Below are 12,813 nucleotides of genomic sequence, written 5' to 3' on the forward strand. Positions count from 1 at the left end.
TAATTACTTCTGTTTCAACGCTTCCCCTTCAAAGGAAATCCCTTCCCATCCGTATTTCATAAAGTTTCTGATGTTCTGGTGATCTGTTCCTTCCGGGTTTTTTAATACATCTTCCCTGTAAAATTCTCCAAAAAGAGGAAGTGTCTGCTCCTTTGACAATCCCTGAAGTTTTGCAAAACTGAAAACTTTGCACGAACCATTATTCTGACCAGCTTCATTGACGGTATTGCCGTTTTTAAAAGAAGTAGGTATAAAATCGTGATGCTCATCAATATAAGCAATAACTTCTTTGAACTGAATGGTTTCAGGATTGTTTTTTAATTGTTCTAATAACATATTCTAAATTTTAATCAAATGAAAATAAACAGGTCTTTTGACCCTTTTTACAAAAATAATTAAAATATTTTTATCTGCGCAGAATTATTGCGCACTTGTGGTTTTACTTTGCACTATCAAAATGAAAAGACAAATGGAATTTAACGGAAATAATTTAATTGAATTAGGATACAGACCAGCCAAATGGTTTAAAGATGCCATTACACATATCAACGAAAACAATCTGGATGAAGTTCAGATCAGAGAATATCTGGATCAGTTCAAACAGACGGATATTATTCCGCTTCATGAAACGGCGAAAGATTTTATCATTAACATCAGAGCTGAACATGAAAGTGAAAATGACAATGTAGAGAAAGTGATCAACACAATGAAAGTTCTGATGAAAACACCTACGCTTACTGCCGGAGCATTGATGCCTGATGCATGTCCTACAGGACCTGAAGGGTTGATCCCGGTAGGTGGAGTGGTGGTCGCCAAAAATGCCATCCACCCTGGATTTCATAGCGCAGATATCTGTTGTTCCGTGATGCTGACAGATTTTGGAGATGCCAATCCTAAAGAGTTGTTGGATGCTGCCCATTCAGTAACGCATTTCGGATACGGAGGAAGACCAAGAGGTGAGCAGATGTCGATGTCCCAGGAACTGATGGATGCGTTCAGGGAAAACTATTTCTTAAATGATGAAAAATTAATCAGCATTGCCCGTTCTCATATGGGAACCCAGGGAGACGGAAACCATTTCCTGTTTGTCGGGAAGTCCAAAAATACAGGAAATACCATGCTGGTTACCCATCACGGATCAAGAGCTCCGGGTGCGGCACTTTACGATAAAGGAATGAAGGTGGCCAACCGTTTCAGACAGGATATTTCCCCTGAAACATTAAGAGAAAATGCATGGATCCCTTTCGATACGGAAGAAGGACAGGCCTATTGGGATGCTCTTCAGCTGATCAGAACATGGACGAAGGAAAATCATACGAATATTCATGATGCGGTTTTAAACAAACTAGGTACTGAAAAACAAGATAGATACTGGAACGAGCATAATTTCGTCTTCAGAGATGGTGATCTGTTTTATCATGCTAAAGGAGCCACTCCGCTGGATGATAAATTTATGCCGGATATCACCGGACCAAGACTGATTCCTTTGAATATGTCAGAACCAGTTTTAATTGTTCAGGGAAAAACTAACGAGAGAAATCTGGGTTTTGCCCCTCACGGAGCCGGAAGAAATTTCAGCAGAACACAGCATAAAAGATCATTGGCCCATAAAACGGTTGAAGAAATCTTCGATGAGGAAACTCAAGGATTAGATATCCGTTTTTTCTCCAATGAAATTGATATTTCCGAACTGCCAAGCGCTTATAAAAGTGCCAAAAACGTAAGAGCGCAGATTGAAGAATATGGACTTTGCGAAGTTCTGGATGAGGTGATGCCTTATGGATGTATCATGGCAGGTGATGTAGGAAAAAATGCGCCGTGGAAGAAAAAAAAGAAATTCAGAAAAGCATAATTATTAATATAATATTCAAACCTTATAGGTTTTCAAAACCTATAAGGTTTATAAGAACTAATAACCAAACCTTGCGGGTATAAAAGCCTGTAAGGTTAATGAAAACTTTTTTCATAAGGCAGGGGCAGTAGCTCAGATGGTAGAGCAACAAAAATTACTTTTCGCTGCAGGCACATAAAGTTCCTATAAATCACCAGGTTTGTGGGTCACAGGTTCGAGTCCTGTCTGCTCCTCAAAATAAAAAATAAGGCAAAGAAAGTTCCTATAAGTTAGAATTACTTTCCGCCTTTTTACAAATTATAAGGCAAAGGGAGTTCCTATATTTTCGGTAAATTACTTCCCGCTTTTTATAAACTATAGGTAAAAGGAGTTCCTATACACTTCACTTTTAATGAACCTACTCCTCACTTATTTTTAAAATTAAAAACAATGAAAACACTAAAATTATTCAATGCAGTATTAGCTAAGGAATCGAATGCAGAGCCATTTGTTTCTAATGACGGTTTTATCATTGAACCTGATGCTTTATGGGCAAAAAATGAGATCATCTCTTATTATGCAAAGGAAAAATTAAATGGAAATGATTTGAATAAAACCTTTCATAAATCCTGGGAGAAAATAAAAAATACCTCCAGAATTGATTTGTTTTTTGAACAGATTCAACATTATATTTCAACATATGGAAGCGATTTCCAGAATGAAATCTATATTCCTGCTGAAATACTGAATGTTCCGGATATGAAGCTGGTTTTTAAAGTAATCAAAGCCTATACTGCAGAAGAGATGCAGGAAAAGTGCCTTTCTCTTTTGAGATCAGGGATTGCTTTAAAAGAAGAAACTATTGATGAATTGCTTTATATTTTACATACAGAGCTGGAATATGATTTTACGGGAAAAGAAAACATCAGAAATAAGGAAGCTGTTATAAAAATAGCTGATCTGTACGATATCTATCCTGAAAATCCTGTTGAGTTTTTCCGTTATGTTATTTATAAAACGACCAATACTACGCTTTTAATTAAAAGTGATGATCTGATTGATTCAATCAAGCAAAGTAAGTTTAACCCAACCTATTTGTTTGAAAGCTTCGGGCTGGAAAAACTGGCGGAAATTTTTAACAGGTTCAAGCCGTTATTTCTTGCCTATAAAAACAGAGCTCCGAAAGCCATCAATAAAATTTCGAAGCTGTCTAAAGTACATCATAAACCATTGATTTCAAATCCTTTGAATGATGCTACGAATACATTGCTCGAAAACAGTGATTGGCACTGGCTGGAAAATGCAACACCGTTTGCACTATTCAAAGCATTGTCAGCATGCTATTCTAGAATGTATGGCCAGGATACTTTTGTGTACAGAGTCCGAAACGGAAAATCCTGGGTGAAAAAAGGTAAGGAAACTTATGTGAATCAATTCAACTATGATTTTATTCTGGATTATCTGAAACTGAAATATGATAACTTATCCGGAAAGAAATTCTATTTCCCGGAGAATGTAGAATTTGCATTACCCACTTCTGAAAAAATGTTTGTTGGAAATATTCCTACCGGAACCCGTTTTTATGGCGACAGACTGGCTGTAGGTATTTATTGGGAAGATCGATGGGGTGCCCGTGACCTTGATCTTTCAGGATTAAATATCTCCGGAAAAATAGGTTGGAATGCCGCTTATAATCATGGTGACGGACAATTGATGTATTCAGGAGATATGACTTCAGCTCCTAACGGTGCCGTTGAATATCTTTATGCCAATAAAGGACTGTGTACTCCAACACTTGTTATGAATAATGTTTTCAGCGGAAATGCAGATTGCGGATATAAAATCGTTATCGGAAAAGGAGATAACATTTCCTACGATTATATGATGAATCCTAACAATCTCTTTGCTGAAGCCAGATGTAACTCTGTTCAGAAGCAAATGATTCTGGGAATGCTGGTGGCAAAAAACGAAAAGCAATGTTTCGTACTGTTGAATTTCGGAGCCGGACATTCTCATGTTTCAGGAAATAATCAGGTTTCCATGATGGCAACAACTGCATTGTATCAGCAATGGTACGAAGCCATGTCTTTCAATGAGCTTGTAAAAGAGCTTGGAGCAGAGATTACAACAGAAAAAGCGGAAGCCGACTTCGATTTCTCACTGGAAACGCTTGAAAAAGACAGCTTCATAAAGATTTTTAAGTAGATATAAAATAAAGCGTAAACATCTGTGGCATCTGCAAAATCTGCGAGAGATTTTAAATGAGATAAACAATAAAAACATTTCGATGTTCAAATTTTACAGACATAAAAACCTGTAAAATTTAATTAACTGCCATTTTGATTAATACAATCAGGGTGGCCGTTTTATTTAGATTCAATTATATAAAATCATACACACCATTTTTCCAGCCCAATACTTTGGAAGAATCTGCTTTAAGCCAGTTTTTGAGGATTGTAGCATAAACTTTTCTGAAATCTTCCGTATAGATCAGATCCCCTTCATTCAGTTTTTGCAGGTTGGGAAGCGCATTCAGAAGTCCTTTCTTTTTAAGACCTCCGCTTATAAAAAACATTTGGTTGGCTGTTCCGTGATCGGTTCCATTGCTTGCATTCTGAGCCACACGGCGTCCGAATTCTGAAAAAGTCATTAACAGCACATTTTCAAAAATTCCATTGCTTTTCAGGTCGGTTACAAAAGATTTTACTGCTTCATTAATGTCGCTGAAGAGCTTTTTCTGCCTGTCATTCTGATTGACGTGCGTATCAAAGCTTCCTACCGAAAGATAATAAACCTGAGTATTGATATCAGATTTAATCAAGGAGGCGACGGTTTTAAAATCCTTTCCCAGCTGGGAGTTTGGATAAGTCTGCTCTGTTTTTTTAGACTTACTTTTTTCAAAAATATAATCAGCATTATTAATGGTAGAACCCAAAGTCTGATATAAATAAGAAACTGTTTCATCTTCATGATGATGATCGTAGAGAGATTTAAAATACTTCTCCTGGCTTGTTTGGTAAAGTCTTTTCGGGTCTTTGAAAGCAAATGCTTTATTGTCTTCCCCTTTCAATGCAAGACTCAGCATATCATCAACTTCAAGAGCTTGTGTGGGATGTTCGCAGCGGTAGCATTCTTCATCCAGAAAACGACCCAGCCAGCCTGTTTCCAGGAATTCGTCGCTGCGGCTGGCAGAGTGCCAGATATCCATACTTCTGAAATGCGATTTGTCAGGGTCCGGGTATCCTACATTATTCATCACCGACAGCTCACCGTTATCGAAAAGTTCTTTAAAAAAGGACAGTGCCGGATTGATTCCCGTTTCATCATTAAGCGGTAAAGAATCTTTGATGGCAATACTGCTTCTTTCTTTAAAATAAACATCGTTTTTTGTAGGAATGATTGTATTCAGTCCATCATTTCCGCCCGTAAACTGCAGCACGACAAGAATCTTCTGATTAGACACTAAGGCTTCATCCAACGCCATTGCTTTCAGAAAATTGGGCATCATGAACGATGCGGTAGCTAATGAACTTATTTTGAGGAATTCTCTTCTCTTGATTAACATAATTTTGCTTTTTTAGGTAAAAGGTAGCAGATAATAGATGACGGGTAGCAGGACTGAATCTTGATTTTACTAATATTGGAAGCTTTTATTAATATTTTAAAGTGACAAATAATAAATCAAAGGCTGCAGAGCCAAACGGCGGTTACTATTACTGCAACCTTTTATCTGCAACCTACTATCTACACTTAACATAATTGGTATTCCGGGGTAGACATCAGATTGATGATATTCATTTTTATACTTTTATCAGAAAAGTTTTTCACAGAATCCATATCCAGTGTTTGGGCATTCTGAATCAGATAATCTTCACATTTTTTATCAGCAAATACTTTTTCCAGCCTGTTCCAGTCTATCGTGATGTTGGGATTCTTAAATGATTTGTTCAAAGCGGTTTCACGGGATTTCATGCCCATGTCAATATCGTCATCCTGTCGGGGGCTGTATTCTAAAGGGCGTAATCCGGACCATATCTGTGGAATCTGCAATCTCAGCATCAGGGTAGAGCTGTCTATCCATGACCTTCCGTTGGGCCATCCGGCTACGTTGGGAGGGTAGAGTAGCATTTGTCCCAGAAGCTTCTGATAAACGATGAGATTTTCCGGATTCTGAATGTTCATGGGAAGCATCCGCATCATGCCGGCCATCAGTTCTACAGGAGATTTTATTCTGTTTCCGATATTCTTTTGCGTGTAGAACCATGAACTTGAGAAAATTTCAGTCATAAGCTTTTTGATATCATATCCGGAATTGTAAAAGTCTGCACTTAACTGATCCACAATAGGACTGTCTACATTTTCATTAACGAAGAACTTATATATTTTTGTGGTAATAAACCTGGCTGTGGCTTTCTGTTCAAGGATAATATTTAAAATGTCAGTTCCGGTAAAATTTCCGGTTTTCCCTAAAAATATTTTAGAACCTTCATCATGCAGGTTTTTTCTTTCTTTAAAATAGCCTTCTTTGTCATAACCCCATCCTGTAAATGCTCTTGCGCCTTCCCTGATATCTTTTTCAGTGTAATTTCCCCTTCCCATGGTAAATAATTCCATCACTTCGCGGGCAAAGTTTTCATTTGGGTGGCCTTTCTTGTTTTGCTGGTTGTTGAGGAAATTCAGCATTGCCGGCGACTGGCTTACTTCAAAGAGAAGATCTTTAAAATTGCCCAACGCATTCTTCCTGATCGTATTAAGGAGCTGTTTATTGAATTTTGAATTATTGATTCTTGTTGCAAAATGTCCATGCCAGAAAAATGACATTTTTTCTCTCATCTGCTCCTTGCTGTTCACCATTCTGTCCAGAAAATTAAGGTTCAGTTCATTATTTTGCTGCCTGCTGATGCGCTGCATTTCTTTTCTTTGTTCTGCAGGGGTTTTACCGACCATCATATCCTCTTGAATAAAAGTGTCGGGAGTATTATAATTAACTTCTGTAAAGTTTTCTTCTTTAAATAAATCATCAGTCAGCACCTTTATACTCTTGTTTTTAAGATCACCGATCTGGTTGATTCCGACTCCGAAACCGGCACGCCAGAGAAGATGTTTATTATGTAATAATGAATCAGGCATGGTGGAGATTTAATTTTTTGATTAAATAGAACGGAAAAGGTTAAAATAATAACGGTTAAGATTTCTTAATATTATCTTTTTTTAAGATTTAATTTAAACAATCATTTGAATTTATTATAAATTAACATATTGATAATCATTATATTGTAATGCAATTGAATGTTAAAGTCGAAAAAAAGGCCTCCCTTGGCATGATTTTTACAGCTTATTGGAATAGTAAAATTAAAATTAGAGTTATGAAAATGTTAAAACAAGCAATAGTACTGGCTGCAATCTTGACAGCAGGTATCGCAAGCCCACAGAACTCAAAGATGAATAATATGATCAAAGTAGGTGCGAATGTTGGTTTAGCAGTGCCTGCGGATAATCTTTCTGCAGCAGCAGGTGTAGATGTATCTTACCAGAATTTGATCACTCCAGGATTTGGATTAGGTATTGCAACAGGGTATACTCACTATTTCGGAAAAAGCAACAACGGTTATGATAACAACGATGTAGGAGTAATTCCTGTAGGAGCTTTAATAAGAATTTATCCTAAACAGACTGGTTTCTATTTTGGAACAGACTTAGGATATGGTTTTCTTGTAGGAGATGATAAAGTAGCTTCCAACAGTTCTGCTGACAGACCGGACGGAGGTTTTTACATCAAGCCGGAGATCGGATACCACAACAGAGACTGGAATTTCTTCGTACAGTATCAGAAGGTTTTTGTAGGAGATAAAGGAGATATTGCAGGACAGGATTATAATGTGGGGAATATCGGAGTAGGATTCGGATACAATATTCCATTAGGAAAGTAGTTAGATTTTTATATAAACAATTATTAGCCAAAACCTTTTTATGAAAATGAAAAGGTTTTTTGCTTCCCTGCAAGATTTACGAAAACTATTATTATATTTGATAAAATTTGAGGTTATGATTTTGAATCCAAAATTTCCGCTTTATTTACCAGGAGTAGAGAACAGTAATAATGATAATGTCACTATCATTGGAGCAAGTCTCCGTGAAGATATAACAATCTTAGGCTATTTTGTTTCCAGTAACGGAGGCCTTGAGATTAAAATTCAGAATGAGTATAACACTAAAGATTACACTTCATTTTCTGACATACTAAGAAAATTCATACAAGATAACCAACTGGACAATGTGAAGCGTCTGGCAGTGGCTGTACCGGGACCTGTAATTAATGGCAAAAGTAGCCCTGCACGATTGGGCTGGGACCTGGATATTGAAGAATATACCAGAGACTTCGGATTCGAGAAAGGGGATATGCTGAATGACCTTGAAGCGTCAGCCTATGGAATGGGACTTCTTGAGGACAGCGATCTGGATCCTATTTATACCGGCGGACATCTTGAAAAAGGAAATGTAGCGATCCTTGCTCCCGGAAACGGACTGGGTGAAGCCGGATATTTCTTTGACGGAAAAAACCTGAGACCTTTTGCAACAGAAGGAGGACACTCAGAATTCTCACCAAGAACAAATGTTGAGGTAGAATTTTATCAGTTCTTAAATAATATCTATGGTATTGTAAGCTGGGAGAATGTACTCTCTAAAACCGGTCTTTTCAATATCTACAGATTCTTGAGAGACGTAAAAAGGCATCCCGAACCGGAATGGCTTGCAGAACGTCTTAACGGAGGAAACTTTGTAGAGGAAATTTACAAAGCTGCGGTGGAAGATGATGTGCTGATTTGTAAAATTGCCTTAGACACCTTCGTGGAATTCCTTGCAAGAGAAGCCAATAACCTTGTACTGAAACTTAAGGCTACCGGAGGACTTCTGATCGCAGGAGATATCCCGCAGGTGATCAGAGAATATATCGACAAAGGTAAATTCTATGATAAGTTCAAGATCAGCGATAAGATGGAAGCATTACTGAAAAGCACACCCATTTATCTGATTAAACAGAATCATACGGCATTAAAAGGAGCCGCTCTGTACACTGCCTACTATCAAAATTAACATACAAAACTCCGAAACTTTCGGAGTTTTTTTATGGACTGATATTATTCATAAAAATAATTGATTTTATTGATATACATCAATGAAATCTATCAGATAAGTTGGCTACATTTGCACCATTAAACAAGTAAATAACTTATTCAAAATGAAAAAAATATTCTTATTAGCGGTTTTAGCTGGTGGCCTTGCATTCGGACAGTCAAAAAAAGTAGTGGCATCTGATGTTCACTGGTGGGGATACAAAGTAGCAAAATCTGAGGCAAGTTCTCATGACGGTACAGTGAAAGTAAAATCCGGAGACATGATCATGAAGGGGAATAACCTTGTAGGAGGAAGCTTTGTACTGGATATGACTTCCATCAACTCAACCGACCTTACCGGAGAATACCAGCAGAAATTAAACGGACATCTTAAGAACGGTGACTTTTTTGAGGTTGAAAAATTTCCAACTGCTTCTTTCAAAATCACTTCTGTAAAGAAAAACAGCGATAAAATCTATAATTCTTTAGTAACTGGAAACCTTACCGTTAAAGGAAAGACAAATCCTATTACTTTCCCTGCAAAAATTGCTTATAGCAAAGGAGTGGTAAGTCTGGTTTCTGAAAAATTCTCTTTCGACAGACAGAAATTTGATGTGGCTTACAAATCTACAATGCAGGATGTTTTTGTGAAAGATGACATCGAAATGCTTGTAAAGGTAACTGCTAAATAATTTAATCAAAAAAAGATTATTAAAAGTGTAGAAGTTCTACACTTTTTTTTATTTTTGTTGAATTGTAAATAAAAAAGAATGAAAAGATTACTATTGTTTGCTATGATGTGTGTGAGCATATCATTTGTTTCTGCACAGAAGAAATTTGATAAGGTTTCAAAAGTGACTTCATCAGAGATCAGGTGGTGGGGATATAAAGTTGTAAAAACTGAAGCTTCTTCGCATTCAGGGACGGTAAAGCTGAAAAGCGGGAAATTCAATTTTGATAAAACAGTCCTTGTAGATGGAGAGTTCATTATAGATATGAGAAGCATAATGGCGGGAGATGTTTCCGATGAAGATCAGATTAAGCTTACCAATGATCTGAAAAGCACCAATTTCTTTGAAGTTAAAAAATTCCCGATCGCAAAGTTTCACTTGACTAAAATCATTCCTTTAGCAAACAGTGAGTACAATTCAACGGTGTATGGTGATGTTACCATCAAAGGAGTAAGAAAAACAATTACTTTTCCTGCCAATGTATATGTAACCCAGTTTACAGTAGTGGTAGAGTCTGCCAAGTTCTCTCTGAACAGAAGAGATTTTAAAGTATTCTACCAGTCTTCATTGAAAGATTACTTCATCAAGAACGAAATGGATATCCAGTTCAGGGTTTCTACAGAAAAGCTTGATAACGAAAACAGGGTTCCTGTAAAGAAAAAGAAATAAGTACAATATACTTCAAATATTAAAAAGGGCGGTTTTTATAAACTGCCCTTTTTTGGTGGTATAAACAGGGTGTCGAGATTAATTATTCTTTAATTCGGTTTGCAATTCGACCGTTTATTCAGTGGCGTAGGCACGATCCTTTGCCTCTCTTAAATAAAAGGATGAATAAAGGCTTCACGTTAAAAACTTCGTATGTACCAAATCTAACATTCTAAAAACCTTCAATAAGCTTAATGGTTCCAATAATGCACAACCAAAATTTAATCACTGTCTTTTCCTCCATTTTTCATAAATTAGTACTATGAAAATTTATGTAGTAAGCGGTCTCGGGGCCGATTTTAAAGTATTGGAAAGACTGGAATTTCCCGAGAACTGTGAATTAATTTTTATAGACTGGCTCATTCCCGAAAAAAACGAGCCTTTTCATTCCTATGTCCAAAGAATGGCAGAAAAAGTAGATGATTCTGAGCCGTTCTGCCTGCTTGGATATTCTTTTGGCGGCATTATGGTGCAGGAGATCAATAAGCTGAAGCCTGCACAAAAAGTAGTCATCATGGGAAGCATTAAATCAGATAAAGAAAAATCTAAATTTATCAGGACCGGTGAGATTACAAAGATTCCAAGAATACTTCCTGTCGGGATGTTTAATGACAAAGCTGCCAATGTGTATTCTGTAGTCAGAAAACTTTTTGACCCTAAAAATCCTAAAATCCTTGAATATTTCAGAGTCAGAGATCCCTATTACCTCAAATGGTCTGTAGAAAAAGTTTCGGAATGGAAATTTGAAGAAACTCCGGAAGTTATTCAGATATTGGGAGATAAAGACATTGTTTTTCCTATTAAATATTCAAAACCGGATTATGTGATTAAAGGAGGAACCCATCTTTTTCCTGCTACAAAACACAAAGAAGTATCTAAAATATTAAAGGAGGTTTTTATTTAAAACTGCTTGCATTTTAATTTAGGTGTAATATTTAAGGGTTATTTGATTAAAATATATGTTTTTATAAAATTTATATTTAATTTTGATGGGGTAAAATGTAAATTGTATGAAAATTGGTTTAAAGTGGATCGTATCATTCTCAGTCATTACCCTGGTGGCATTCGGAGGATTATTTTGGAGTCCGGTTGTTGATCTTCCCAATACCGGAGAATTTCTCAGTGAAGATAAAATCGTAGGGGCAGATGTAGCATGGATTCTTGCAGCAGCAGGGCTTGTACTTTTGATGACACCCGGACTGTCGTTCTTTTATGGAGGCATGGTAGGAAAGAAAAATGTGATCTCCACTATGCTGCAAAGCTTTATTGCGCTCGGGGTTATTTCTATTTTATGGGTCGTTGTAGGATTTTCCTTATCGTTTGGGGATTCATTAGGTTTTGAGATCAATGGTATACATTACGGAATCATTGGAAATCCCTTAAGTTATCCATTCTTCAGCCATGTAGGAGTGTTACCTCACAAAATGATGGCTTCCACCATTCCTTTCGTCCTTTTTGCCCTTTTTCAGATGAAATTTGCCGTTATTACTCCCGCACTGATCACAGGTTCTTTCGCTGAGCGGGTGCGTTTTATCTCTTATTTGTTGTTCATGGTGCTTTTCAGCATTTTTATCTATACACCGCTTTGCCATATGGTATGGCATCCGGACGGGCTTCTGAATAAATTTTTTGGAGTAAAAGATTTTGCCGGTGGAACCGTAGTCCATATGAGTGCCGGTTTTGCAGCTTTAGCCGGAGCTATGGTCCTGGGAAACAGGAAAAATCCACACCATGAGCCTTCCAATATTCCTTACGTACTTCTTGGAACAGGAATGCTGTGGTTCGGGTGGTTTGGGTTTAATGCCGGTTCCGCTCTGAGCGCAAATGCATCTGCTGCAATGGCTTTCGGGACAACGACCATTGCTTCTGCTTCTGCTATGATGACCTGGATATTCTTTGACAGGATCAATGGAAGGAGCGTTTCTGCATTGGGAGCCTGTATCGGGGCTGTAGTGGGGCTGGTAGCCATTACCCCCGGCTGTGGTTTTGTCAGCATTCCGGAAAGCCTTTTTATAGGATTTGCAGCTGCTATTGTTTCCAATCTTATGGTAAACTCGAAAGCGTTGAAAAAAATAGATGATACCCTGGATGTCTTTGCCTGTCATGGAGTAGGGGGAATTATGGGAATGATCCTGACCGCTGTTTTTGCCCATGGTGAAAATGCCAGCCTTCTTCATGGAGGTATTGAAGTTTTTGCACATCATATGGCTGCTCTGGTGCTTGTTTCAGCTTTTACATTCTTTGGCTCGCTGCTATTGTATAAAATTACAGATTCCATAATTACCCTTAGAGTTTCCGAAGAAGCAGAATCTATTGGGCTGGATCTTTCCCAGCATGAAGAAAGTTTCAAGTGATGATTACTAAAAAAAACAGGGCATAGGCAGTAAAGTTGAATGCCCTGATAAATACTCAAAAGGGATTTTTCCCG

At 37.4% G+C, this 12,813-nt stretch carries 11 protein-coding genes and 1 tRNA gene; 9 read left to right on the forward strand and 3 right to left on the reverse strand.

All coding sequences use genetic code 11. The annotated features are described in order from the left end of the window. Positions 1 to 3: 3 nt before the first annotated feature. The gene (locus DRF61_RS08915; RefSeq protein WP_111956112.1) at positions 4 to 336 is read right to left on the reverse strand and encodes a HopJ type III effector protein; all 333 of its coding nucleotides are present in this window, start codon (positions 334 to 336) and stop codon (positions 4 to 6) included. 715 nt (positions 337 to 1,051) lie between these two features. Between DRF61_RS08915 and DRF61_RS23100 the strand changes: the two genes are divergently transcribed. The 3 genes from DRF61_RS23100 (at position 1,052) to DRF61_RS08925 (ending at position 4,036) form a co-directional block, all read left to right on the forward strand. Continuing rightward, positions 1,052 to 1,852, forward strand: a complete 801-nt coding sequence (locus DRF61_RS23100) for an RtcB family protein (RefSeq protein ID WP_373865954.1) — start codon at positions 1,052 to 1,054, stop codon at positions 1,850 to 1,852. A gap of 121 nt (positions 1,853 to 1,973) precedes the next feature. After that, positions 1,974 to 2,085, forward strand: a tRNA-OTHER gene (locus DRF61_RS22620). 196 nt (positions 2,086 to 2,281) lie between these two features. Continuing rightward, positions 2,282 to 4,036: a hypothetical protein gene (locus tag DRF61_RS08925; protein WP_111956114.1), complete on the forward strand. Its 1,755-nt coding sequence runs from the start codon at positions 2,282 to 2,284 to the stop codon at positions 4,034 to 4,036. A 175-nt stretch (positions 4,037 to 4,211) separates the two neighbouring features. Here DRF61_RS08925 and DRF61_RS08930 read toward each other — a convergent pair whose 3' ends face one another. Together DRF61_RS08930 and DRF61_RS08935 are read right to left on the reverse strand one after the other, a co-directional pair. Beyond that, positions 4,212 to 5,396 (reverse strand): DUF1501 domain-containing protein, encoded by a 1,185-nt coding sequence (locus tag DRF61_RS08930; protein ID WP_111956116.1) that lies wholly within the window; start codon positions 5,394 to 5,396, stop codon positions 4,212 to 4,214. Between the two features lie 185 nt (positions 5,397 to 5,581). Next, positions 5,582 to 6,961, reverse strand: coding sequence for a DUF1800 domain-containing protein (locus DRF61_RS08935; RefSeq protein ID WP_111956118.1), 1,380 nt, complete (start codon positions 6,959 to 6,961; stop codon positions 5,582 to 5,584). A gap of 236 nt (positions 6,962 to 7,197) precedes the next feature. On the opposite strand from DRF61_RS08935, the gene DRF61_RS08940 reads away from it, so the two are divergent. From DRF61_RS08940 to DRF61_RS08965, 6 genes are all read left to right on the forward strand, one after another. Continuing rightward, positions 7,198 to 7,761: a hypothetical protein gene (locus tag DRF61_RS08940; RefSeq protein ID WP_111956253.1), complete on the forward strand. Its 564-nt coding sequence runs from the start codon at positions 7,198 to 7,200 to the stop codon at positions 7,759 to 7,761. Positions 7,762 to 7,876: 115 nt separating this feature from the next. Continuing rightward, complete coding sequence (locus tag DRF61_RS08945) at positions 7,877 to 8,926, forward strand: glucokinase (protein ID WP_111956255.1); 1,050 nt, start codon at positions 7,877 to 7,879, stop codon at positions 8,924 to 8,926. A gap of 145 nt (positions 8,927 to 9,071) precedes the next feature. After that, the gene (locus DRF61_RS08950) at positions 9,072 to 9,638 is read left to right on the forward strand and encodes a YceI family protein (RefSeq protein WP_111956120.1); all 567 of its coding nucleotides are present in this window, start codon (positions 9,072 to 9,074) and stop codon (positions 9,636 to 9,638) included. Positions 9,639 to 9,716: 78 nt separating this feature from the next. After that, positions 9,717 to 10,346: a YceI family protein gene (locus tag DRF61_RS08955; RefSeq protein WP_111956122.1), complete on the forward strand. Its 630-nt coding sequence runs from the start codon at positions 9,717 to 9,719 to the stop codon at positions 10,344 to 10,346. A 301-nt stretch (positions 10,347 to 10,647) separates the two neighbouring features. Continuing rightward, the gene (locus DRF61_RS08960; protein WP_111956124.1) at positions 10,648 to 11,289 is read left to right on the forward strand and encodes an alpha/beta hydrolase; all 642 of its coding nucleotides are present in this window, start codon (positions 10,648 to 10,650) and stop codon (positions 11,287 to 11,289) included. A 106-nt stretch (positions 11,290 to 11,395) separates the two neighbouring features. Then, positions 11,396 to 12,739, forward strand: coding sequence for an ammonium transporter (locus DRF61_RS08965; RefSeq protein ID WP_111956126.1), 1,344 nt, complete (start codon positions 11,396 to 11,398; stop codon positions 12,737 to 12,739). The last annotated feature ends 74 nt before the right edge of the window (positions 12,740 to 12,813 follow it).

Origin of the sequence: Chryseobacterium lathyri (assembly GCF_003290185.1) — a bacterium.
Taxonomy (GTDB): domain Bacteria; phylum Bacteroidota; class Bacteroidia; order Flavobacteriales; family Weeksellaceae; genus Chryseobacterium; species Chryseobacterium lathyri.

Bases quoted from the DNA above. Each gene is read 5' to 3' on its own strand.
- DRF61_RS08915 (WP_111956112.1), bottom strand. From the start codon at position 336: ATGTTATTAGAACAATTAAAAAACAATCCTGAAACCATTCAGTTCAAA.
- DRF61_RS23100 (WP_373865954.1), top strand. From the start codon at position 1,052: ATGGGAACCCAGGGAGACGGAAACCATTTCCTGTTTGTCGGGAAGTCC.
- DRF61_RS08925 (WP_111956114.1), top strand. From the start codon at position 2,282: ATGAAAACACTAAAATTATTCAATGCAGTATTAGCTAAGGAATCGAAT.
- DRF61_RS08930 (WP_111956116.1), bottom strand. From the start codon at position 5,396: ATGTTAATCAAGAGAAGAGAATTCCTCAAAATAAGTTCATTAGCTACC.
- DRF61_RS08935 (WP_111956118.1), bottom strand. From the start codon at position 6,961: ATGCCTGATTCATTATTACATAATAAACATCTTCTCTGGCGTGCCGGT.
- DRF61_RS08940 (WP_111956253.1), top strand. From the start codon at position 7,198: ATGAAAATGTTAAAACAAGCAATAGTACTGGCTGCAATCTTGACAGCA.
- DRF61_RS08945 (WP_111956255.1), top strand. From the start codon at position 7,877: ATGATTTTGAATCCAAAATTTCCGCTTTATTTACCAGGAGTAGAGAAC.
- DRF61_RS08950 (WP_111956120.1), top strand. From the start codon at position 9,072: ATGAAAAAAATATTCTTATTAGCGGTTTTAGCTGGTGGCCTTGCATTC.
- DRF61_RS08955 (WP_111956122.1), top strand. From the start codon at position 9,717: ATGAAAAGATTACTATTGTTTGCTATGATGTGTGTGAGCATATCATTT.
- DRF61_RS08960 (WP_111956124.1), top strand. From the start codon at position 10,648: ATGAAAATTTATGTAGTAAGCGGTCTCGGGGCCGATTTTAAAGTATTG.
- DRF61_RS08965 (WP_111956126.1), top strand. From the start codon at position 11,396: ATGAAAATTGGTTTAAAGTGGATCGTATCATTCTCAGTCATTACCCTG.